Annotated in this window: 19 protein-coding genes, 1 tRNA gene and 1 other annotated feature; of the genes, 17 read left to right on the top strand and 3 right to left on the bottom strand. The window is 29.6% G+C overall.

Translation table 11 applies throughout. The features are described from left to right. Positions 1 to 13: 13 nt before the first annotated feature. The 13 genes from glgD to ACLR9T_RS01240 all read left to right on the top strand — a co-directional run bounded on the left by glgD (position 14) and on the right by ACLR9T_RS01240 (position 15,987). Positions 14 to 1,123: a glucose-1-phosphate adenylyltransferase subunit GlgD gene (glgD, locus tag ACLR9T_RS01300; RefSeq protein ID WP_413107724.1), complete on the top strand. Its 1,110-nt coding sequence runs from the start codon at positions 14 to 16 to the stop codon at positions 1,121 to 1,123. Then, the gene (gene glgA, locus ACLR9T_RS01295; RefSeq protein WP_413107723.1) at positions 1,123 to 2,553 is read left to right on the top strand and encodes a glycogen synthase GlgA; all 1,431 of its coding nucleotides are present in this window, start codon (positions 1,123 to 1,125) and stop codon (positions 2,551 to 2,553) included. Before glgD ends, glgA begins: the two co-directional genes overlap by 1 nt. Before the next feature lie 46 nt (positions 2,554 to 2,599). After that, complete coding sequence (locus ACLR9T_RS01290) at positions 2,600 to 3,379, top strand: Cof-type HAD-IIB family hydrolase (RefSeq protein WP_413107722.1); 780 nt, start codon at positions 2,600 to 2,602, stop codon at positions 3,377 to 3,379. A gap of 77 nt (positions 3,380 to 3,456) precedes the next feature. Next, the gene (locus ACLR9T_RS01285) at positions 3,457 to 3,978 is read left to right on the top strand and encodes a hypothetical protein (RefSeq protein WP_413107721.1); all 522 of its coding nucleotides are present in this window, start codon (positions 3,457 to 3,459) and stop codon (positions 3,976 to 3,978) included. 260 nt (positions 3,979 to 4,238) lie between these two features. After that, a complete protein-coding gene (gene cysS / locus ACLR9T_RS01280) occupies positions 4,239 to 5,576 on the top strand; it encodes a cysteine--tRNA ligase (protein WP_413107720.1) in 1,338 nt (445 codons plus the stop codon). Beyond that, positions 5,576 to 5,953 carry a Mini-ribonuclease 3 gene (locus ACLR9T_RS01275; protein WP_413107719.1) on the top strand — a complete coding sequence of 126 codons (378 nt, stop codon included), beginning with the start codon at positions 5,576 to 5,578 and terminating at the stop codon, positions 5,951 to 5,953. Before cysS ends, ACLR9T_RS01275 begins: the two co-directional genes overlap by 1 nt. Before the next feature lie 37 nt (positions 5,954 to 5,990). Continuing rightward, positions 5,991 to 6,716, top strand: coding sequence for a 23S rRNA (guanosine(2251)-2'-O)-methyltransferase RlmB (gene rlmB / locus ACLR9T_RS01270; RefSeq protein WP_413107718.1), 726 nt, complete (start codon positions 5,991 to 5,993; stop codon positions 6,714 to 6,716). Positions 6,717 to 6,733: 17 nt separating this feature from the next. After that, on the top strand, positions 6,734 to 7,348 hold the full coding sequence (locus tag ACLR9T_RS01265; protein ID WP_413107717.1) for a sigma-70 family RNA polymerase sigma factor: 615 nt from the start codon (positions 6,734 to 6,736) through the stop codon (positions 7,346 to 7,348). Between the two features lie 48 nt (positions 7,349 to 7,396). After that, positions 7,397 to 7,546 (top strand): 50S ribosomal protein L33, encoded by a 150-nt coding sequence (rpmG, locus tag ACLR9T_RS01260; RefSeq protein ID WP_413107716.1) that lies wholly within the window; start codon positions 7,397 to 7,399, stop codon positions 7,544 to 7,546. A gap of 11 nt (positions 7,547 to 7,557) precedes the next feature. Further along, on the top strand, positions 7,558 to 7,746 hold the full coding sequence (gene secE / locus ACLR9T_RS01255) for a preprotein translocase subunit SecE (RefSeq protein WP_413107715.1): 189 nt from the start codon (positions 7,558 to 7,560) through the stop codon (positions 7,744 to 7,746). Between the two features lies 1 nt (position 7,747). Next, entirely contained in the window at positions 7,748 to 8,305 is a 558-nt protein-coding gene (gene nusG, locus ACLR9T_RS01250) for a transcription termination/antitermination protein NusG (RefSeq protein WP_413107714.1), read from the top strand. A 288-nt stretch (positions 8,306 to 8,593) separates the two neighbouring features. After that, a complete protein-coding gene (locus ACLR9T_RS01245; RefSeq protein ID WP_413107713.1) occupies positions 8,594 to 10,021 on the top strand; it encodes a C40 family peptidase in 1,428 nt (475 codons plus the stop codon). Between the two features lie 929 nt (positions 10,022 to 10,950). Continuing rightward, a complete protein-coding gene (locus ACLR9T_RS01240) occupies positions 10,951 to 15,987 on the top strand; it encodes a discoidin domain-containing protein (RefSeq protein WP_413107712.1) in 5,037 nt (1,678 codons plus the stop codon). Between the two features lie 1,259 nt (positions 15,988 to 17,246). On the opposite strand, the gene ACLR9T_RS01235 is transcribed toward ACLR9T_RS01240, so the two are convergent. The 3 genes from ACLR9T_RS01235 to ACLR9T_RS01225 form a co-directional block, all read right to left on the bottom strand. Further along, positions 17,247 to 17,322: transfer RNA gene (locus ACLR9T_RS01235), tRNA-His, on the bottom strand. 115 nt (positions 17,323 to 17,437) lie between these two features. After that, positions 17,438 to 17,782, bottom strand: coding sequence for a hypothetical protein (locus ACLR9T_RS01230; RefSeq protein ID WP_413107711.1), 345 nt, complete (start codon positions 17,780 to 17,782; stop codon positions 17,438 to 17,440). Between the two features lie 65 nt (positions 17,783 to 17,847). Next, a complete protein-coding gene (locus ACLR9T_RS01225; protein ID WP_413107710.1) occupies positions 17,848 to 18,615 on the bottom strand; it encodes a YdcF family protein in 768 nt (255 codons plus the stop codon). 127 nt (positions 18,616 to 18,742) lie between these two features. Here ACLR9T_RS01225 and ACLR9T_RS01220 point away from each other — a divergent pair, with 127 nt between their 5' ends. The 4 genes from ACLR9T_RS01220 to aroF all read left to right on the top strand — a co-directional run bounded on the left by ACLR9T_RS01220 (position 18,743) and on the right by aroF (position 23,410). Next, positions 18,743 to 19,861: an aldo/keto reductase gene (locus ACLR9T_RS01220; RefSeq protein ID WP_413107709.1), complete on the top strand. Its 1,119-nt coding sequence runs from the start codon at positions 18,743 to 18,745 to the stop codon at positions 19,859 to 19,861. 108 nt (positions 19,862 to 19,969) lie between these two features. Next, positions 19,970 to 20,845 carry a CPBP family intramembrane glutamic endopeptidase gene (locus ACLR9T_RS01215; protein WP_413107708.1) on the top strand — a complete coding sequence of 292 codons (876 nt, stop codon included), beginning with the start codon at positions 19,970 to 19,972 and terminating at the stop codon, positions 20,843 to 20,845. 121 nt (positions 20,846 to 20,966) lie between these two features. Next, positions 20,967 to 21,518, top strand: coding sequence for a Sir2 family NAD-dependent protein deacetylase (locus ACLR9T_RS01210; RefSeq protein WP_413107707.1), 552 nt, complete (start codon positions 20,967 to 20,969; stop codon positions 21,516 to 21,518). Between the two features lie 594 nt (positions 21,519 to 22,112). Continuing rightward, positions 22,113 to 22,356 (top strand) — a binding site (T-box leader). A gap of 37 nt (positions 22,357 to 22,393) precedes the next feature. Further along, a complete protein-coding gene (aroF, locus tag ACLR9T_RS01205; protein ID WP_413107706.1) occupies positions 22,394 to 23,410 on the top strand; it encodes a 3-deoxy-7-phosphoheptulonate synthase in 1,017 nt (338 codons plus the stop codon). The last annotated feature ends 4 nt before the right edge of the window (positions 23,411 to 23,414 follow it).

The raw sequence follows: 23,414 nt of genomic DNA, 5'->3' as shown, positions 1-23,414 counted from the left end.
GGAGGAAATAGAGATGGTAAAAGCAATAGGATTGGTTAATTTACACTCTGATGTAGATTTTGTAGGACTTACAGAAAGAAGACCAGTAGCATCAGTTAGTTTTTTAGGACGATATGCATTGATTGATTTTGTTTTATCAAATATGTCTAATTCAACTATTGATGCTGTTGGGGTATTGATTCAAAAGAAACCACGTTCATTATTTAAGCATTTAGCTGGTGGTAATTCTTGGAATTTTAACTCCAAAGCTGGAGGTGTATCTTTTTTGTATAATGAAAGATATGCTAATAACCCTAATTATAATCACGATATTAACAATTTGATTGAGAATATTGCATTTTTAGAAGCTAATAGTGCTGATTATGTAGTGATTGCTCCAGCTCATATCATTACAACTATGGATTATAGTGATGTGATTGAAAGTCATGAAAAAGCTGGTGCGGAAATTACTATGGTTTATAAAAAAGTACATGATGCAAATGAGGCGTATATAGGATGTGATTGTTTAACTATAAAAGATAAAGTAGTTACTAAAGTTGAGCGCAATAAAGGTAGTCGTAAAGATCGTAGTATTTCATTAGAAACTTATGTAGTAAATACTAAATCTTTATTAAAAATAATGAAACAAGCCCAAAAGATTAGTTCGTTCTTTAGTCTAAGAGATGTATTAGCATATTTATGTGATGAAAAACAAATTAATGCTTATGAATATAAAGGTTATGCACGTTGTATGGATTCGTTAGAACACTATTATCAATATTCATTAGAGTTCTTAGATTTAGATATTTCATCAGCAGTATTTAAAAGTAATTGGCCTATTTATACAATCACTAATGATACACCACCAGCTAAATATTTGACTGGTTCTGAAGTGAAGAAAAGTATTGTAGCTAATGGGGCAATGATCAATGGTAGTGTGGAAAATAGTATCATAGGTCGTGATGTTGTTATTGGTAGTGGGGCAGTTGTTAAAAATTGTATTTTAATGTCTGGGTCTGTTGTTAGTCCAGGTGCTAATCTTGAAAATGTAATTATGGATAAGACTTCTAAAGTACAACGGCAGTTAAATTTAAAAGGTGATAGTTATACTCCATTGTATATTAAAGAAGGAGATGTTGTTTAATGAGAGTATTATTTGCAACATCAGAAGCAACCCCTTTTATAAAATCAGGAGGACTAGCTGATGTGTTAGGTTCTTTACCAAAAGAGATGGTAAAGAAAGGTGTTGAAAGTATTGTTGTTTTACCAAAATATCAAGATATGAAATTAGCAGATAAAATTGAATTTGTGACTAGTTTTGATATTTGGGTTGGGTGGAGAAAAGTATATTGTGGAGTTTTCACATATGTAGTAGATGGTGTACGCTTCTATTTTATTGATAATGAACAGTATTATCGACGTCCTGGATTGTACGGTTATGATGATGATTATGAGAGATTTGCATATTTTGATTTTGCAGTTCTTGAATTAATCTCTCATTTAGATATTAAACCTGATATTCTTCATTTACATGATTGGCAAACTGCGATGATTGCAATGTTGTATAAAGAAAGATATTGTTATTATGAGCATTATGATAATATTAAGATTGTTTTTACAATTCATAATATTGCATTTCAGGGGAAAGCCGATCCTAAGTTGTTGAGTGAATTATTTGGTTTAGATAATTATTTATATTATAATGGTAACTGTCGTAATGATGGATGCTTAAATATGATGAAAGCGGCTATTTTCTATAGTGATATTGTTACAACAGTATCACCAACATATGCTAAAGAAATATTAACACCTGAATATGGAGAAGGATTACAAAGTATTTTAGAAATGCGTAAATATGATTTATATGGAATCTTAAATGGGGTTGATTATGATGTCATCAATCCAGAGACTGATTCGCAAATCGTTAAAAACTATAATCTTGAAACAGTATTTAAAGATAAAGTTGTAAATAAGCTGGCACTTCAAAAAGAAGTTGGCTTACCTGAAAATAGAGATGTTGCTTTGATTGGAATAGTGACTAGATTAACAAAACAAAAAGGATTAGATTTAATAATTAATCAATTTAGTGAAATGTGTAGTAGAAATGTCCAAATCGTAATCTTAGGAGCTGGTGATCATGTATATGAGGACGCATTGAAAGGCATTGCATATCACCATCCAGATAAAGTATCTTTACAATTAAAATATGACTTTGGTTTATCTTGCCGTATTTATGCTGGCTGTGACATGTTTTTGATGCCATCGTTATTTGAACCATGTGGATTATCGCAGATGATGTCGCTTAGGTATGGAACGATTCCTATTGTAAGAGAGACTGGTGGATTAAAAGACAGTGTTCAGGCATATGATGAATATGCAAATACAGGTACAGGATTTAGCTTTGCTAATTATAATGCTCATGAGATGATGAAAACCATCGATTATGCATTAAAGGTATATGATGATGATCCAGAGGCATGGAGACAAATTATGATTAGAGCAATGAATGCTAAACTGGATTGGGATGCTAGTGCAGATCAATATCTAAAAGTATTTAATTCGTTAATGGGGTAAAAGACAGAGTAATCTGTCTTTTCGTGTTCTTAAAAGGAGGATTTTTATGATTAAAGGAATTTTTTTTGATGTAGATGGTACATTAATATCAAGGAGGCGCTCGTATATAAGTGATGGTGTTTTAAAAGCGTTAGAAAAACTTAGGGAACAAGGCATTAAGTTATTTATTGCTACTGGACGTCATTATATTGAATTAGAAAAATTAGGAATAAATAAGCAGTTTGTTTTTGACGGGTATTTAACTTTAAATGGGGGATACTGTTTTAATCATGAAGAAGCTATTTACAGTAATCCAATTGATAAGGGTGATGTTGCAAAAATTGTTGAGTATATAACAAAATATAATTTAGCTTGTAGTTTTGTTGAAACTGATGATTTATATGTTAATAAGATTGATGATTTAGTTATTGATGCACAAATTTTTTTAAATACTTCTTTACCTCCAGTTAAAGATATAAATAGAGCGTTAAATAATGATATTTATCAAATTGATCCCTTTGTGAAATCTGATGAAATTAAAAATATTATGGAGTTGACTAAATGCTGTAAATATACTCAGTGGTATGAAAGTGGTTATGATATTATACCTAAGACAGGTGGTAAACACGAAGGAATAAAAGCCATGTTAGAGTATTATGAATTTGATAAAAGTGAGATAATGGCTTTTGGAGATGGTCATAATGATATTGAAATGTTAATGTTTGCTGGTATAGGAATTTGTATGGAAAATGGACATGAGGAAACTAAAAGCATTAGTGATTATATAGCTAAAAGTGTTGATGAGGATGGGATTGTGACAGCATTAGATTATTTTGATTTAATTTAGATAAAAAATGACTGTTAATTAAGGTTGTAATAATAGTTAGAGTTGTGTAAAATTAGATTAGTAGAGGAGTGGTTGTAATGAAAAAGATAATTTTAATAATTATTACAACTTTATGTTTGGGCCTTGTGATTGCTTGTGGGGCACGTGACCAAGAAGTTAATTTAGAAAAAACAGGAAAAAAGTATAGTACTGATGGAGGTGTTAGTTTTTACTATCCTAATGATTTTGTAATTAATTTGAATTCTAAAGATACAAAAACAATAGAATTTTCAAAGGATAATAATACACTATATTTTACTGTTATTGATGATAAAACAGACAATGTTGTAGAAGATAAAGATGAATTATATACAGGAGAACTTGAACAAAGTGGAGCCAATTCAATAGAGGTTTCAAGACCAGCTCTAGATAGTGGTTTAAGTGTATATCAATATCTTTTTAATTATAGTGATACAGGAATTAAAACAATGGAAATTGTTTATTTTGGTGATAAGCATACATATATTTATGGTTATCGGGCTACAAAGGATGATTTTGATGCTAATAAAGAAGATATGAGTGTTTATTTACAAAGTTTTTCAAAGTCGACAGGTAAATAAGTTGTATTTTAAGTTTTATTTTGTTAAGATAGGACATATATTTAAATTATAGATAAGTTAAGTAAATTATCAGAAATTTATAGAGATAGCCTGATGGTGGAAATGGCTAAATGGAAATAATTGAAATGCCCTTATCTGAGTCTTTTGAAAAGAAAGAACGTGAACTAGCGTTAATAGTGATGTCAAAGCATCTATTATCAGGTGGAAGAACACAATATGTGTCCAGATAATATTATGCTTTTTTATTTATGGAGGTAACTATGAGATTATTTAATACTCTTACAAACAAAAAAGAAGAATTTAAACCTATACGAAAAGGTGAAGTAAGTATTTATGTTTGTGGACCGACTGTATATAACTATGTTCATATAGGGAATACTCGTCCAATGATTGTTTTTGATGTTTTAAGAAGAACATTTGAGTATATAGGATATAAAGTGGTTTTTGTATCTAATTTTACTGATGTTGATGATAAAATCATTAAAGCAGCCAAACAAGAAGGGATTAGTGAAAAAGAATTAACTGATAAGTATATCAAAGCGTATGAAGAAGTACGGCGTAATTTAAATTTGTTGTTCCCTACTTATGCACCTCGGGTAACAAATACCATGGATGCGATAATTGGTTTTATTGACAGTTTGGTCAAAACTGGATATGCATATGAAGTTGATGGAGATGTGTATTTTAGAGTTTCGAAAATAAAAGAATATGGGCAACTGTCAGGGATTAAAATAGAAGATTTAGTTGCAGGTGCAAGTGAGAGAGTTGATGAAAATGATAGGAAAGAAGAATCAACAGACTTTGCATTATGGAAAAAAACTGATGAAGGTATCCAATTTGACAGCCCATGGTCTAAAGGACGTCCTGGATGGCATACTGAATGTGTTGTCATGATAAACGATATTTTTGAGGGTGGTAAAATTGATATTCATGGAGGCGGTCAGGATTTAAAATTCCCACATCATGAAAATGAGATTGCTCAGTCTATGGCTTGTCATCATCACCCTATTGCTCATACATGGATGCACAATCAAATGATTAATATTGATAATCAAAAGATGTCTAAATCTTTAGGGAATGTTGTTTGGGCCAAGGATATGATTCATGAACTTGGATGTAATGTTTACAAGTGGTTTATGTTATCTAGTCATTATCGTAATCCGTTAAATTTAACGGATGAGGTTCTTAAAAATGTTAAAAAAGAAGTTGCAAAAGTTAATAATGTAGTCAAATCAACATCGTTATATTTACAAACTAATGATATTTCTGGTGATGATTATTATAAGGAAACGGTTGATGTAATGGTTGAGGCACTGCAGGATGATTTAAATACATCGCTTGCACTTACACAAATTTTAAATCAGGTTAAGTCTTTAAATCAGTTGATGAGAACTAAAGAAAAAAATAATGAAATTATTTTACAAAATTATAATACTCTTCTTAAAATGACAGCTGTAGTTGGTTTTGTTTTTCAACCACGACAATTAACAGTGGAGGAATTAGAACTGTACCAAAATTGGATAATGGCCAAAGAGACTAAGGACTTTGAAACAGCTGATAAATTGCGTGTGGAATTAATTGAAAAGGAGATTATTTAATGCGTCCCGAATTGATAAATGCAACTGTTTTAGCGTATTTAGGAGATAGTGTTTTTGAAATGATGGTCAGAGATTATTTGGTTAGAGAAAGTAAATTAGTAAAACCTAATGATTTTCAAAAAGAAGCTATAAAGTATGTTTCAGCTTCTTCACATGCGAAGTTTATGCATGAAATGATATCTGAAGGATTTTTTAATGAAACAGAGATTGGTATATATAAACGAGGTCGTAATACTAAAGAAAGTAAAAAGGAAAGTCTTGATCACATACATTCAACAGGTTTTGAAGCGGTCATTGGGACTTTATATTTAGAAGAGAATTATGAACGATTAGATGTGATATTTAATCGTTATAAAGAATATATAAATGGAAAATAAAATTGAGATAAATTTGAGACGAAAATAGGTGAAAAATATGAAACAATATATATATGGTAAAAACACAATATTAGAGGCTTTGAAGGGAGAAAAGAGTGTGTATACTGTGTATATCCAAAACAACGTAAAGGATAACAAGATTATTGAACTATGCAAAAGAAGAAAAGTTCGTTTTGAATTGGTTGATAAGTCTGAATTTATCAAGAAATTAGGAAATGTAACACATCAGGGGGTAATGGCTGAAGTAGAAGAGTATCGCTATTATAGTGTTGATGAGATACTTAATAGTATTCCTGAAGGGAAACAGCCTTTATTATTGATGCTGGATGGACTAGAAGATCCTCATAACTTAGGTGCGATATTGAGAACATGCGATGCTTTAGGCGTTGATGGTGTGATAATTGGGAAAAATCGCAGTGTTGGCTTAAATGCAACGGTTGCCAAAGTGTCAACTGGTGCTATTGATTATGTAAAAGTGGCTCAGGTTACAAATCTTACTAGAACTTTGGAGGATTTGAAAAAACGTTCTTTTTGGGTAGTAGGTTGTGATCTTGATCAGTCGCAAGATTATCGACGGATTGATTATGATATGCCTCTTGTGATTGTTATAGGTTCTGAAGGTTTTGGAATATCTAGGCTGGTAAAAAAGAATTGTGATTTTAATGTTGTTCTACCGATGGTGGGACATGTTACTTCTTTAAATGCGTCTGTAGCAACAGCGGTAATTTTATACCAGGTATACAATTCTCGTAATCCTTTGTAAGCGGGAAGGAGGTAACCATGGATGGTTACAATATTGAAGAATTGTATTATTTATATCGACAAGGTAGCCCTGTTGCTGGGGCGCTCTTGATTAAATATTGTTATTGGCAAGTGGAACTGATGTTACCGGCTTATTACTTTTATAATGAAAATTATCGTAATGAAAGAGAGGATTGCATTCAGGATGTTGTGATAAGATGTGTTAAAAACCTGGATAGTTATCGACCGGATAAAGGAATGTTAGTTAAGAGTTATTTATCTTTGATTATTAAGCGGACAATTAGTTCAATTTTGGTTAGTAGAAAAAGAAAGACGATTAAGGAAAAAATTATTTGTTTTTCTCTAAATAGTTATTGTAGTGAAGATTGTAAAATAAGTTATTTAGATGTTGTTAAAGATAGTTGTGTGGAGTATCAGCCTGATGTTCAAATGTTACAACAGGAGCGTAGAAAGGATATTGAAAAATATATTTTAGAAAAATGTTCATTTTTTGAACAGTCAATAATTAAAGGTCATGAATGTGGTTATAAAGACATCGAGTTAGCTAAAATATTAGAATTAGATGTTAAAAAGGTGTATAATGCTAATTATCGAATTCAAAAAAAGATGTCTAAACTAAAATTAATTGACTAGTTGGTATATTTGTGATAAATTATAATAGCGTAGAAATGAGCTGATTATATGAAACAAAAAGTAATTTTAGTTTGTAGTGAATGTTTATCAAGAAATTACACGATTACCAAAAATAAACGTGTAAATATTGAAAGATTAGAATTAAACAAATATTGTAAAAAGTGCGGGAAACATACTCTGCATAAAGAAACGAAGTAGGAGGTATAGGCGTGAAATTTAGAGATTGGTTTAGTTTAAAAGGAATTCGTAGTGAAATTAAAAAAGTTAGCTGGTTAAGTAAGAAACAACTAGCACAGAACTCTGCAATTGTATTGCTGTTCTGCTTTGTTTTAGGAGTGTATTTCTTTGCTGGTGATGCAATCATTGCATTTATTTTAAAAGCGTTGGGGATGAACTAAGATGACTGGAATGAATGATGAAGGTAGACAATGGTATGTTGTCAATACGTATTCAGGTCATGAAAATAAGGTAAAAGAGAATTTGGAAAAACGTGTTGAATCAATGGGGTTACAAGATGTTTTATTCCAAATTGTTATTCCTGAACATGTGGAAACAGAAATTAAAGACGGTAAAAAAATTAATAAAACAAAGAATATGTTTCCTGGGTATGTCTTAGTTGAAATGATTATGACTGATGAGGCTTGGTATGTTGTACGTAATACTTCTGGAGTAACTGGATTTATTGGTTCTTCGGGTGGTGGTGCGAAACCTTTTCCACTTCAAAAAAGTGAATTAGATCCAATTTTGAAAAAGATGGGCTTGAGTAGTATAGGAGTTAGTATAGATTATCAAGTTGGTGATGAAGTGAATGTAGTTACTGGACCTTTTGCTGGTAAAAGCGGTAAGGTTGAATCTATTGATACAGAAAAAGAAACTGCTAAAGTATTAATTGACTTTTTAGGAAATTTAACACCAATGGAAATTGAATTGGTTCAATTAGAAAAAGCAGATTTATAATTATGTCATGTTGAAAAACATGGCATTTTTTTATATCAAAATTGTAAAATAACATTAAAAATTAAGGATAAAAACGTATAAGTTTATTAGATTATGTTTATTGACAAAAAAATGGGTAAAAATAGGATTATAAATTTAAATTTATCTCTTAAAATAGTGGTTTTTATGTTTTATATATTAAACATCTTCTTTAATAATTTAAAATAATTTGATTAAATCAAGCAAATTTGCATTTGGTATTAATGTGTGCTATAATTAAAATGTACGTTTTAGATAGGAAGTGAGTTAATGGAAGAAAAACTGAACAAAAAATTGAATAGTTTTATTAATGAAAATATTATCAAACGGAAAGCAATGTTTATCCCAATTCTTGGGGTATCAGTATTTATGTTAGTAGGTTATGCCGCAGTCGATAAAGAAGCACCAATCATTGTTTCTAATCGAATTGAGGTTGCATATGGAGAAAAATTAGATTTAAATGTTATTGATATTACAGATAATCATGATCAAAGAGATGAATTAGTTGTTGATGTTAAAGAGAGTAATATTAATGTAATGCAGTTAGGTACTTATGGATTAACAGTTAGTGCGAGTGACTGTTCATCAAATGAGACTACTAAAACAATTGATGTTGAAGTGGTAGATGATGAGGCGCCACAATTTAAAATTGTTGGAGCTGATAAAGGATATGTTGTTCAAGTTCCAATTAATGGAAGTAGTGATGTTTCAAGTTATATCACAGCAATTGATAATGTTGATGGTGATGTATCACCGTTTATTGAAACTGATAAAGAATTAGATGCTGCTAAACCTGGGATTCAGGATATCACATTATCAGTAACTGATTCATCAGGTAATGTGAATGAAAAAATGTTTGAGTTTGCTGTTTCTGATTTAACACCGCCAAGTGTTACGTTGCCACAAGGTAAAGATATTATTATTGATTATGGCAGTGAATTTAATTTGGATAATTATTTAGTAGCTACAGATGATATGGGTATAGTAACTAATACTGTTACTGGTACTGTCGATACTAGAAAAGAAAATGAAATTCAAACTATAAAAGTTAGTACAAAAGATGAAGCTGAAAATGAAGTGGTTTCTACATTGAATTTTACTGTTAAAGATATCAGCGGTCCTCAAATTAATTTAACTACTGTTAGTACAGAAGTGGTTAAAGGTGACCAGTTTGATCCTCGCTCATATTTAGTTTCTGCTATTGATAATAAAGATGGTGATGTTACTGCTAATGTTGAGATTAGTAATATTGATACCAGCTCAACAGGAGATAAGTCAGTAACATATACAGTCGCTGATACATTAGGTAACAAGTCGGTTGCAACTTTAAATGTTAAGGTTTATACACCGGGAACAAAAATTTTAGAAACTGCTTATACAAAATTAGGTAGTCCTTATGTGTGGGGAGCTACTGGGCCAAATTCATTTGACTGTTCAGGATTTACATCTTGGGTATACCGCCAACATGGAATATCATTATCAAGAACAGCTCAGTCTCAATCTCAGGGTGGAACACCGGTTGAGCGTGGAGATCTTCAACCAGGAGATTTAGTTTTCTTTGGCTCTAGTGCAGGGCGTATTACTCATGTAGGAATTTATATTGGTGATGGACAAATGGTACATTCGCCTCAAACTGGTGATGTAGTAAAAATATCTGCACTTCATAAAAATTATGTTACAGCGAGAAGATATTTATAAGACTTATTATAAGGGTATTGCACATTGTGTTTAATGCCCTTTAATTATATTTTGGTAAAAGTAATATATAGTTATTTTTAATTCGTACTTTACTGATAATATTAGCTAAAAAATAATTTTTATTATCAGTTTTGTATTTGTAATAATAGAGTTAAGGTTTGCATAGGTTTTATAAACACTGAAAATGAAGTAAATTCAATAAGTTGGATAAAATAATTTAATTAAGTATTAGGCTTGATTCCTGGTTTGTAAAGGAGTTAAGTCTTTTCTTGTTATATCTTATATATTTGGTCATTATATTTTTAATATCTTATACCTTATTTATCAAAAAATTCTTCGTAATAAAATTATTAAGACAGTTTTTTCTTAATATGAATTGAGCTTCAGTAATCATATATTTAACATATCTGTTTTGTTCACTATTAAAGCTAGGGGTAGATATCAGATATAAGAGTTCTATTATTTTGTTTGGTAAGAGATTTTTTCTTTATTGAGATGGTATTTTTTAATAATACAACTATACTATTATCATTAACATTAAATTTATGAGCAATATGATTATAAACAGGATGTTTTTTGTCATAAAGTGGAATTATTTCTTTTTTATTATTATAAGTTAATTTTGATATGATAAAACCATACTTTATTTAATGTTTTAGTTTAGTGAAAAGTGTTGAAAAGTATATAAATTATCTTTATACTATTAATTAGACACTATAAATTTTTTACTAGCAATATATATTTATAGTGATATAAACAATTGGATTGTTACTTTAAGTAGGCAAGACCAAAAAGGCACTAACAAATAAAGTCTTTTTTGTCTTGTTTTTTAGTGTTTTAAATATGATTGATAAAGGAGGGATGCAGTAATAGAAATATTTATTTTAAATTTGAAACAAAGATTCTAGAAAAGGAAAGGAAAAGGGAAGATGAATAACTATTTTAAAAAGATTTGTGCAGGGCAATTAGTTCTAACTATGGCATTATCAAATGTTGTTATGCCAACGATGGCTGCAACACCTGAAAATCCTAATTTTGCTTTGAATGCAAGTGCTGATGGTACAAATACAGAGGGATATGGAAATACATACGACAAAGCTATAGATGGTGATTATAGTACTCGATTAGCATCATTGCAAAATACGAAACCAACTTTAGTGCTTGATTTAGGACAAGAAAAAGAAATAAGCTTTATGAGATTGTTTTTAGAACAAAGAAAAGATGGTTTTGTAAATAATGTCAAACGTTATAAAGTAATATTTGCAACTGATGAAAATTTTACTGAGGGAAAGGCAAGTGTTGAAAGAACACTTGATTCTAATACGTGCAGGGATGATGTATTATTATCTAAAACAATAGTTGCTCGTTATGTAAAGTTAGAGGTATTGGAAACACACGGTGATTCTTCATGGGATAATGCGGCTATTTGTGAATTTGAATTATATGAAAAACCATTTAATTTGTCACTTGGTGCGACAGCAACAGGTCAAAATACAGAGGGTTATGGAAATACCTATGATAAAGCGATAGATGGTGATTATACTACTAAGTTATCATCAAGTAGGAATACAAAACCAATATTGGATATTGATTTAGGTGAACAAAAAGATATAAAGTATATTAGAATGTTCGCAGAGGATCGCAAGGATGCCCCAAAAAATAATATTCAGGAATTTAAAATTACTGTTTCACAAGATGAAATTTTTGATGAAAATGATCCGTCGATAACTAAAACTATGGATAATGAAACAATTTTAAGTACACATTTATTTGATGAAACAGTTAGTGGACGCTATGTCCGCGTTGAAGTGACAAAAACACACAATAGTCAAGTTTGGGATAATGGAGCAATTAGTGAATTTGAACTATATGATTATCCTTTTAGTGAGGTAACTCCAGAAACTGGTATTACTATTGATGATGTGCGTCCAAGCTATGATTTGGAAGCAAACAAGATAGTTGTACCAAAAGTGGCAGGATATACGATTGAAAATAATGGTGCTGATTTTGAACAAATAGTAGATAAAGATTTTAATGTTTATAGACCGCTTTTAGATAAAGAAGTTAAAATATCATTAAAGATTAAAAATAATATTACAGGAGAAGAAAAGATAACTAGTGATTACTCAGTTATAATTCCTGGTGTTTATGAGTCAAATAACGGAAATGAAAAACCAATTGTTTCTCCAGAATTGGCCGAGTGGTATAGTGATAGCAGTGAAAATTTTGTTGTTACTCAAAGTAGTCGAATTGTTATTGATCCAGTATATAAATCAGAATTAGAATACATGGCAAAAGAATTTCAAAATGATTATAAAGATATTACAGGTCGTGAGATTGATATAACTTATAGTGATAGTGCAAGCGCTGGTGATTTCTATTTTACCTTAAATAGTGAAGATGATTTTATGGGTGATGAAGGTTATTTCATTGATATAAAAGATCAAGTGAAAGTTTCTGCTACTAATAAATTAGGTGCCTATTGGTCAACAAGAACAATTTTGCAAATCCTGACACAAAATGAAAATAAAAATATTTTACCATATGGTAAGACAAGAGATTATCCAAAATATAAAGTTAGAGGATTTGTGTTAGATGTAGCTCGTAAGCCTTTTTCAATGGATGTTTTAAAAGACATCGCTAAAAATATGGCATGGCATAAAATGAATGATTTCCAGGTCCATTTAAGTGATAATTATATTTGGTTAGAAGACTATGGTGTTCATGAAACTGAAAATGAGGCATTTAAAGCATATGATGCGTTTAGATTAGAATCTAATGTTAAAAATGCTGAAGGTGAATCAGCTACAGCTAAAGATTATGCATATTCAAAAGCTGAATTTAAACAATTTATTGAAGATTCAAGAAAATTTGGTGTGAATATTGTACCTGAAATTGATATTCCAGCCCATGCAAATTCATTTACTAAAGTATTTCCTGAAATAATGGTTAAAAACCAAACATCATCTACTGCTGCAAGAAGACCATTAGTTGATCATATTGATATTAGTAAACCTGAAGCAATAGAGAAAGTTAAAGAAATATTTGATGAGTATACAACTGGTGAAGATGCAACTTTTGATAGTCAAACAACAGTACATATTGGGGCAGATGAATTTTTAGCAGATTATACAGCTTATCGTAACTTTATTAATGACTTTGTACCTCACGTAAAACAAACTAATCCAGTTAGAATGTGGGGAGGATTAACTTGGATTAAAGATAATCCAGAGACTCAAATAAATAAAGAAGCAATTGAAAATGTAGAAATGAATTTATGGTCACGTGATTGGGCTGATGGAATAGAAATGTATGATATGGGTTATAAAGTAATTAATACGATTGATACATATATGTATATGGTCCCTAATGGTAGTGGTGGACAAGGATCGTATAATGATTATTTAAATACTAATAATTTATTTAATAATTTTGAACCAAATATTGTTAGTACTAAATCAGGATGGAAGAGTATTCCTTCTGGTGATGATCAAACTTTAGGAGCTGCTTTTGCAATTTGGAATGATAATATTGATAAACGTGCTAGTGGTTTAAGTGAAGCGGATATGTATAAGCGTTTCCAAGATGCATTACCAGTAATTGCAGAAAAAACATGGGCAAATGGTAAAGAAAAAGAAAGTTTAGCTAATGTTAAAGCGGCTAGTGATCAGGTTGGATTAGCACCTAATAGTAATCCATTATTTGAAGAAACAGAAGTTGATGGGGTTTATGCTAATTATACATTTGAAGAAAATAATGAGTTAAATGATGTTTCAAAAAATGATCGTGATTTATCTGATGCAACAAATGTTGTATATTCAAAAGGAAAAAAATCTAATGCAGTTAAATTAGAAGGTGGAGAAAGCTATATTGAAACCCCGCTTAATAAGTTAGGTGATGGTAATGAATTATCATTTGATTTAAAATTAGAAGAAGCTCAATCAGGACAGATTTTATTTGAATCTGACAGTGCTTATGGTAGCCATGATATTCGTATTACTGAAAATGGTAAACTTGGTTTTACAAGAGAATTATATAATTATGAATTTAATTATGAATTACCTTTAAATAAGTGGACTAATATAACTATTAGAACATCAAATTTAAAAACCGCTTTATATGTGGATGGTGAATTTGTAGCTTATGCAACAGGTCAGTTTGTTCATAATGATATGGTTAAAAAGAGTGGTATCACTAATAGTACGTTTGCTTTATCAATAGATCGAATTGGTTCTAAGACAAATGCAATTAAGGGTAAAATAGATAATGTCAAAATTGCTCGTAGTGATGAAGAAAAAGGTAAGATAGATAATAATATTATAAGTGCATCAGCATCAACAGAAAATACTGCTGATGGCGAAGTAATTGCTAATACATTGGATAATAATCCAAATACGATCTGGCATTCAAATTGGCATGATAGCTCTGTAACATTACCAGTTGAAGTGACATTTACATTTGATACTCCAACAGAAATAGCAAAATTAAATTACTTACCACGTCAAAATGGAACTAATGGAAATATTACAAAATTTGATTTATACGTAACTGATGAAAATAATATTGAATCTAAAATTGTTGAGAATTATACTTGGAGTGGTGATAATGCATTAAAAACAGTAAAATTTGATTCAAAAACAGCTAAATCAGTTCGAATGGTAATTACTGGTTCACATGGTGATACTATCAATAAATTTGCTTCGGCTGCAGAATTTAGTTTCTTTGCACCTGTTGACGAAGATAATAATGAAATTGATAAAACAATATTAATGAACATGGTTACAACGGTTAACCAACTAGATGAAAATGATTATACAACGTCATCATTTGATCAAAAGGTAATTGATGACTTATTGTTGAAAGCTGATGAAGTGATTAATAATAAGGATGCAGGTGAAGATGATTTATTTGAAATCTGTAATAGAATTCAAGAATTCTTGGATAGTCTAGTAGAACGTGGTAATGTGGATGCGTTAGATGCTTTGGTAAAAGATTATAGTAGTTTGGTAGAAAATGAATATACAGTTGATTCTTGGAGTGCGTATAAACAAGTTCTTAATAATGCTATTGCAATTATTGCTGATAATAGTAATAGTTCTCAGGCAGATATAGATAAAGTAAAAGATCAGTTGATTAATGCTAGAGAACAGTTAGTTAGAAAGGAAGAAACTACAACAAATAAAACAGCATTATCAATAGCGATTGATATGGCAAAAGATGTAACTCAAGAACAGTTGGGTAAATTAGTACCAGCAGTAGCTGATGAATTCAAAGCAGCATTAGAAAATGCTGAAACTATCTATGCAAAAGACAATGCAAGTCAAGAAGAAGTAAATAATGCATTTGATCGTTTAGCTAAAGTAATGCAGATGTTAGAATTCTATAAAGGTGATAAGATTGCATTACAAGAAATGATGGATAAGATTGCTAACTTAACAGCAAGTGATTATACAGAATCAACATGGAGTGCATTACAATTAGTATTAACGGAAGTTAATAAAGTATTAGCTGATGAAAATGCTATGCAGCCAGAAGTAGATGATGTATATACAGAGTTAGTAAAAGCGTTTGTTAACTTAAGATTAAAACCAAATAAAAACTTATTAGAAGATTTAATTAATAAGGCAAACGGATATAATAAAGTTAACTATACAGCAGCATCATGGGCTTTATTTGAAGGAGAATTAGATAATGCTAATAAAGTATTAAATGATCCAGAAGCAACAGAAGCCCAAATAAATGATGCAACAAATGGATTAACAAAAGCAATGGCTGGATTAGTAGCTAATCCAAGTAATCCACCAGTAGATAATAATACTAATAATCCTGGAACTACTGTAAAACCAGGAGATACAACAGTAAATGCAACAAAGACAGGAGATACAACGAATATGATGTATCCACTAGCAGGACTCGCACTTGCTTCATTAGTAATCTACGGAAACAAAAAAAGAAAAGAAATTTAAAATATAAAAAATTAAAAGGTAACATTTGTATAAAAATGTTACCTTTTTTGGTGGCATATATCTAGGTGGTGAAAGTCTATTGCGAGGGAGATATCGCAGCTGCTGATCACTAGGCAGTATCAAGAGTGAAGTGGAATTTGAAAACTCCAGTACGAGGAACACGAATATAATGTGGTGAAAAGTAATACGAAGTCATAAAAAGTTGTAGGAACATTTATGCAAATTCATTTCTATAAGTTAACTTATATTATATAGATTTAAACTACTGAGTGCTAAATGGCTTACTAGGCGGTGTGAGAGGTCGGAGATAATTATTTCCTCTTACTTGATTAGAAATTTGGATTTGTTGTTGATAACAGTGTATTAGAAATTACTACTTTTTGAACATTGTATCATTGCATTCAAAACATAAAATATTTTTTTATTTCACTTATTGTAAAATATACTTAATTGACAATGATGACGTTGTAGTCAGCTAACTAGAATTATCGATTTATGGTTTGAGAATACATGAGCTTAGTGTGGATATTGATTGGTGAAAGTAATAGTTTTTTAATTTTAAATATTTGGAAATTAATATATTTTGTCCTTTAAAAATTATGTGTTTTGGAAATATTTTCTTAGGTATATTTTGCAGCTTCAATTTCTTTGTTAGTGTTACTTATATAAAATAAATTACAAAAGTTTATAGCTTATTTCTTAATTGTTTTATAAAAGTCATCTATGATTTCTGCTTTGAATTTATTTACTAATAATTTTTAAGTTTAAGAACCTGAAAAATCTTTATAAGTCTAATATATTGAGACAATTAATTAAATAAAAGAAGTATTTGATTTTATAAGAAAACAATACAAAAGTAAGATATGACTTGAAAAGAGACAAAAATCATTGTTTAGAAATTAGTTTATTACAGAAATAAAATATAAAATTAATAAGATAGAAAAAATATTTTAGTATTATCCTATATATCAAAGTAATAATAAATAGAAGTAAATAAAAAACAAAGTTTCTACAGTGAAAAACTTTGTTTCATATGTTAGTTGGCATAAAAATCCCTGCAAAAATTGTAACTAATTATATCGATTTGTTATAATTTCAACTAATGCTATAACGAATATAATAATATAATTCAATATAAATAATCTTTTAGTCATCAATTGGATTGATAAACTATTAGAATATTTATATAAAATTATGTATTCATAAAATGTATATAAATACTTAAAGAGATTGATAGACTAAATTATTGTAAAAAAAAATGGGGCGGACGATGGGAATCGAACCCACGAATGCCAGAGCCACAATCTGGTGTGTTAACCACTTCACCACGTCCGCCATAAATATCTAATCAAGAGCTTGTTAACTCTCAACGCAAGAATGATTATATATAATATTTTGATAAATGTAAAGAGAAAATGTAAAAAAAAACAAAAAAACTCGAAATGAGTTTTTAATCTAATAATTCAGATATATCTGTTTCAAAGTTATTACAACCAGGTTTACTATAATATGTTGTGTATGTTTCGTTAATGTTATCATTATTAATGATTGTCATTATAAATTCATATTCATAACATAATTCCATAATTAAATCCATTCCTTGGTATGTGATACTATAAGGGGTGTAGTTATCTTCTTCGGTACTAATTTCAAGTTTAGCTCGATTAGGATAAATATCCCAATCAATTAGCTCGTTCTTGCTACCCCAATCCATTAAGATAAATGTAATAGGATCAATTATGCTATCGTCTAATTCATTATTTGATTTAATTGTGATATATAATTTACTAAACATATTTATCCCTCCTTTTATAGGTTACTATAATAATTATAAATAATTATGTGATTAATTTGGAATAATTAGGATATTAAAACATCTTTTAAACAACCAAAAAATTCTCTTATGTAATAGTGTAAAGCAATATCTATATTTTCTTTAGCACTATATGTATAGGCAGTCAAATTATGCTTATTTGCAAGTAATTTACTACGATAACAATGAAAACCATTAGTTATAATCATTACTTTATAATCGTTTTTTGTTAGAGAATCAATGATTCTTTTACTATAAATGATATTTTCGTTTGTATTAGTACTTTTATCCTCTTCAATTATCAAGTCCTCATTAATTCCTTTTTCAATAAGATATTCTTTCATAGCTTTAGCTTCACTAATATCTTCACCATTTCCTTGACCGCCGCTAACAATAATCATTGCATTTGGAAATGATTGATGATATGTAAAAGCTGCATCTAATCTGTATTTTAATAGTTGTGAAGGGGTATTACCATTTAATCGCGATCCTAACACAATAACATAATCACTATCCTTTAGATGGTTATTGAATCTTTCATGAATAATTAGTCCTTCTATTGTAATAAATAACGATATTATTATAACAAATATTATTTTTATAAAATGGTCTAATTTAAGAGGTAGTTTAGATAAGAGATTAATATTATTTTTTAGTTCATAACAACCATAAAAGATACATATAAATGAAATGCTTGGGTAAGCAAGATATGCGGTAATAAAACGTGAATTTAAGATTACAAGGATAAAATATCCAATTGATATAATTGATATAAAAATTAAGGTATAATCAAATAAATTGTTATTTTTTTTCATTTTAAAGCTCCCTATATTTATATAATAACATATATCTATTTTGATATTTCTTAAGAATATTTAAATATGGCAAAAATATTATTCCATAGTATAATATTTATATATGTAGTATTATGGAGGAATTGAGATGAAAACAAAAAAGATTGAAAAATTGGGAATTAATCCTTCTTTATTAGGATTTGGATGTATGCGCTTTCCGTTGGATGAAAATGGTAATATTGATGAAGCTGAATCTGAAAAAATGCTTGATAAGGCTATTAGTTCAGGAGTAACATATATTGATACAGCATATCCTTACCACAATGGGGATAGTGAACCATTTGTTGGAAAGGTATTAAAGAAATATAATCGTGAAGATTTTTTTCTAGCGACTAAATTACCGATTTGGGATGTTTCTAGTAAAGAAGATGCAAAGAAAGTTTTTTTAGATCAATTAAAGAGATTAGATGTTGATTATGTTGATTTTTATTTATTACATGCATTAGATAAGGAAAAATGGGATAAAGTAATTAAATATGACATACTGGATTTATGTGAAAAGTTTAAAGATGAGGGTAAAATACGTTATTTTGGGTTTAGTTTTCATGATGAATATCCTGTTTTTAAAGAAATTTTAGAATATTATGATTGGGATTTTTGTCAATTACAGTTAAATTATATGGATATGGATATTCAGGCAGGGATGAAAGGTTATTTATTAGCGGAAAAATATAATATTCCTTTAATTGTTATGGAACCAATAAAAGGGGGAGCATTAGCATCTTTGCCAGGTGATATAACTGATAAATTTAAAAAATATAATTCTCAGGCAAGTATTTCATCTTGGGCCTTACGATATATTGCTAGTCTACCAAATGTAAAAGTTGTTTTAAGTGGTATGTCTACTTATAATCAGGTGCTTGATAATTTAGCTGTATTTGAAAATTTTGAATACTTAAATGAAGATGAACTAACATTGATTCAAGAAGTAAAGGATACTTTAAAATCAAGAACACAAAATGGGTGTACAGGATGTGGTTATTGTATGCCTTGTCCATTTGGAGTAGATATTCCAACGAATTTTAAATATTGGAATAACGGATATATTTATGGAGGACATGAGATGTTTAAAACAAAACTTGCTAATATGGCTCCTGAAAAGAAAGCAGAAAATTGTAAACAATGTGGTGCTTGTGAAAAAATGTGTCCGCAACAGTTATTAATTCGTGAAGATTTAAAACGAGTATGTAATTACATAGATAAATAATTAATAAAACTAACTTTTATAGTTAGTTTTATTATGTCAATATTTGACATATATAATATTTAAATGATAAAATAATTATAAAGAAAAAATAGATAGGAGGAAAAGTATATGAGTAATTTAATGCAATTTGACACTGATGCTAAAAAACTTAATCGAATGCTGCTTTTTTATATGCTTTTAGAATTAATTGTCATGTTAATTATTGAGCCAATATTTATAGGAATGAAAATAGGAGAGGATATAATACTATTTCTTTCACCTCTTATCACTACTGGTTTTGTAACTTTTTATATAATTAAGAAATACCAAAAAAAGTTTGAATTAAGCATTCCTATTAAGATAAGTGATGATTTTAATTTATTACAATATTTAAAGTTTATCGTTATGGCTTTAGGTGCAGCCTGGTTAACAAGTTTAGTAATAGGGTATATAATGGATTTATTATCGGGAATAGTTATTTTTGAAACACCGGATTTTTCAACTAGTGATAGTTTAATTTCAAATATTTGTTTAATCATCTATACTGTTATTGTTGCACCAGTGTCAGAAGAATTGATATTTAGAGGACTGATCTTAGGAAAACTAAAACAATATGGATATGTTTTTGCGTCTATCATAGTTTCGTTATTGTTTGCTTTAATGCATGGTAATTTACCTCAATCAATTCCGACATTTATTGTCTCGTTGTTCTTGTGTTGGGTAACTTTACAAAGTAATTCTATAATCCCTGCTATTACAATTCATATGATAAATAATGCTGTTGGTCAATTAGAGGATATTAATAATGAAGTATTTCAGATAATAATTAATATATTAATTATAGCAGTAATAATTATAGCGGTCATTTTAATTATCAAAGAATTTAAGAATAGACCTAAATTTAAACTTCAGTATCGAGTAAGAGATTATTTTAAAAATATTGGAGGAATAATAATTTTGATTTTATCAATTCTTATGATAATTGAATCAATAAAAATAATTTAACCAAGCCTAATAATGGGCTTTTAATTGTGATATCAGTGATATGATAATAAAATATAGAATATGGAAATATCAGAAGTATTTAATAATATACTATATAAAAGATGAATTAAAGGAGAACAAAATGAAAGTTATCGCATTTACAGGAGCTGGAATATCAAAGCAATCAAATATTCCTACTTTTATGGAAAGACCAGATGTAAGAGAAAAATTATTTAGAAGTTATGCTAATAGCCATCATGAAGAATATAATAAAGTTATTAAACAATTAAAAGCTAATATGAATGGGGCTAAGCCAAATGATGCACATTATAGTTTGGCTGAATATAATATACCTGTTATTACAATGAATATTGATGGGTTACATAAACTAGCAGGTAGTGATGCATTAGAATTGCATGGGGGATTACCTGAAGATGATGAAATGAACATTGCTTATAGTTTGTATAATAAACCAGTATTATATGGGGATCCGGCACCAAACTATCAAATGGCTTATGAAATGGTATATGATTTAGAGCCTGATGATGTATTTATTGTGATTGGTTGTTCTTATCATACAGCGATTGCGTGTGATCTAAGAGAGGTTGCTAGATCAAAAGGAGCTAAAATAATTGAAATACAAGAAGATGCGGCGCACAATGTAAGGAAGACATTAGAAAGAATATTGAAATAAGAAAAAAGTACTGGAATGTGATGCTAGAATAAAAACTTTACAAATGATTATTATAAAGATTTTGGATATGTTTTATTGTTCTAATCTAGAAAAATATATTAAACGAAAGATGTAAAGCTTATATAGCAAATATTTAAAATTGTTTTTTGTACTATTGTTGCTTTAAAATAAATTAATGATGAGCTTATAGAAAAAAACTTTATTATTGGGGTAATGATGAAAACCTTTGTTTTGTTATTGGATATAGTAAAGTGTATTCATAATTGATTGTGGATACTGCACTTTTAAAATTATGATTTGTATTTATAATGATGAGATTATGTAAAATGATAGAAAATTACAATAATTAGCATTTTATGAACTGTTTTATGTACATACAATCAATGATAGTAAATTTTAATAATTATATCTAACATAGTAATAGCGATACACGTTTATTATAAACAAAAAAAGATAATGGATAGTAATTAAGTATTGTATAAATTTAAGGATTATGATTTAAGATGATATTAAGAAATATATTAAAATAGATAAATTAAAATCTAGTATGCTAGTTGACATTTAAATAAATAGTGAGTATGATAAATACATAGAATAAATACGATGAATTGAAAGAGTAGACTATAAGTTTAGGCAAAGAGAGTATCGGTGTGGTGTGACGATATCCAAATGAATAGTTGAATACATCAAGGAGTAGAATGTTGAATCAAGTAGGCATCTCCGGTAACACCCGTTAGCGTGTAAGAGTATGAACTATGTAGATAGCGTACTTGATGAGGCTGATAGAGTGATCTGTTAGTGAATAAAGGTGGTACCACGAAGATATCTCGTCCTTTGATTAGGACGAGTTTTTTTATTTATAGGAGGAAATGAAAATGATTATTGTTTTAAAACCACACACAAGTGATGAAAGTATTAAAAAAATTGAAGATGTGATTAGAGCTCGGGGTGCAGTACCTCATGTTTCAAAAGGAGAGATTCAAACAATTATTGGAATGGTTGGAGATACTACTCAAATTGATCCCAAAATAATCGAAGTAGAAGAATGTGTTGAAAAGGTAATGAAAGTATCAGAGCCATATAAATTAGCTAACCGGGCCTTCCATCCTGATGATACGATCGTTGATGTTGATGGAGTCAAAGTCGGTGGGGATAATCTGGCATTGATTGCTGGTCCCTGTTCAGTTGAAAGCAAGGAACAGGTGATTGAGATTGCTAAAGCGGCTAAAGAGGCTGGAGCAAATATTTTAAGGGGAGGGGCATTCAAGCCAAGAACATCGCCATATGCATTTCAGGGGATGGGTTCGTCAGGTCTGGATATCCTGGTAGCAGCAAAAGAGGCAACAGGTCTGCCAATCTGTTCAGAATTGATGGATGTACAGTATCTAGAAGAATTTAATGAGAAGGTAGATTTGATCCAGATTGGAGCAAGAAATATGCAGAACTTTGATCTGTTGAAAAAAGTAGGAGCGGGAACAAAAAAACCGATTCTGTTAAAAAGGGGACTAAGTGCGACATTTGAAGAATGGATCATGTCAGCAGAATATATCATGGCCAATGGGAATCCAAATGTGATATTATGTGAAAGAGGAATAAGGACATTTGAGACATACACAAGAAATACATTAGATTTACAGGCAATACCAGTAGTAAAGAAACTGACACATTTACCAATAGTGATAGATCCAAGTCACGCAGGAGGAAAATGGTGGCTGGTAGAACCAATGGCGAAGGCCTCAGTAGCAGCGGGTGCAGATGGATTAATGATAGAAGTGCATAACAATCCAGAAAAAGCATTATGTGATGGACCACAGTCATTAAGACCGGAAAGATATGAAGAGTTATTGAAACAAATCAGCAAGATTGCTGAGGTTGTTGGTAAAAAAATATAATTAA

It is taken from the genome of Thomasclavelia sp. (genome assembly GCF_047249845.1).
Taxonomy (GTDB): Bacteria; Bacillota_I; Bacilli_A; order Erysipelotrichales; family Coprobacillaceae; genus Thomasclavelia.
The sequence above is the reverse complement of the archived record's forward strand: the minus strand, read 5'-3'. Positions and strand labels throughout refer to the sequence as shown.

What these genes read in the sequence shown, in the direction of transcription:
- rpmG (WP_413107716.1), top strand. Translation starts at nt 7,397, where the DNA reads ATGAAACAAAAAGTAATTTTAGTTTGTAGTGAATGTTTATCAAGAAAT.
- rlmB (WP_413107718.1), top strand. Translation starts at nt 5,991, where the DNA reads ATGAAACAATATATATATGGTAAAAACACAATATTAGAGGCTTTGAAG.
- ACLR9T_RS01210 (WP_413107707.1), top strand. Translation starts at nt 20,967, where the DNA reads ATGAAAGTTATCGCATTTACAGGAGCTGGAATATCAAAGCAATCAAAT.
- nusG (WP_413107714.1), top strand. Translation starts at nt 7,748, where the DNA reads ATGACTGGAATGAATGATGAAGGTAGACAATGGTATGTTGTCAATACG.
- ACLR9T_RS01290 (WP_413107722.1), top strand. Translation starts at nt 2,600, where the DNA reads ATGATTAAAGGAATTTTTTTTGATGTAGATGGTACATTAATATCAAGG.
- ACLR9T_RS01225 (WP_413107710.1), bottom strand. Translation starts at nt 18,615, where the DNA reads ATGAAAAAAAATAACAATTTATTTGATTATACCTTAATTTTTATATCA.
- ACLR9T_RS01230 (WP_413107711.1), bottom strand. Translation starts at nt 17,782, where the DNA reads ATGTTTAGTAAATTATATATCACAATTAAATCAAATAATGAATTAGAC.
- ACLR9T_RS01215 (WP_413107708.1), top strand. Translation starts at nt 19,970, where the DNA reads ATGAGTAATTTAATGCAATTTGACACTGATGCTAAAAAACTTAATCGA.
- ACLR9T_RS01220 (WP_413107709.1), top strand. Translation starts at nt 18,743, where the DNA reads ATGAAAACAAAAAAGATTGAAAAATTGGGAATTAATCCTTCTTTATTA.
- ACLR9T_RS01245 (WP_413107713.1), top strand. Translation starts at nt 8,594, where the DNA reads ATGGAAGAAAAACTGAACAAAAAATTGAATAGTTTTATTAATGAAAAT.
- ACLR9T_RS01275 (WP_413107719.1), top strand. Translation starts at nt 5,576, where the DNA reads ATGCGTCCCGAATTGATAAATGCAACTGTTTTAGCGTATTTAGGAGAT.
- glgD (WP_413107724.1), top strand. Translation starts at nt 14, where the DNA reads ATGGTAAAAGCAATAGGATTGGTTAATTTACACTCTGATGTAGATTTT.
- aroF (WP_413107706.1), top strand. Translation starts at nt 22,394, where the DNA reads ATGATTATTGTTTTAAAACCACACACAAGTGATGAAAGTATTAAAAAA.
- ACLR9T_RS01265 (WP_413107717.1), top strand. Translation starts at nt 6,734, where the DNA reads ATGGATGGTTACAATATTGAAGAATTGTATTATTTATATCGACAAGGT.
- ACLR9T_RS01240 (WP_413107712.1), top strand. Translation starts at nt 10,951, where the DNA reads ATGAATAACTATTTTAAAAAGATTTGTGCAGGGCAATTAGTTCTAACT.
- cysS (WP_413107720.1), top strand. Translation starts at nt 4,239, where the DNA reads ATGAGATTATTTAATACTCTTACAAACAAAAAAGAAGAATTTAAACCT.
- ACLR9T_RS01285 (WP_413107721.1), top strand. Translation starts at nt 3,457, where the DNA reads ATGAAAAAGATAATTTTAATAATTATTACAACTTTATGTTTGGGCCTT.
- glgA (WP_413107723.1), top strand. Translation starts at nt 1,123, where the DNA reads ATGAGAGTATTATTTGCAACATCAGAAGCAACCCCTTTTATAAAATCA.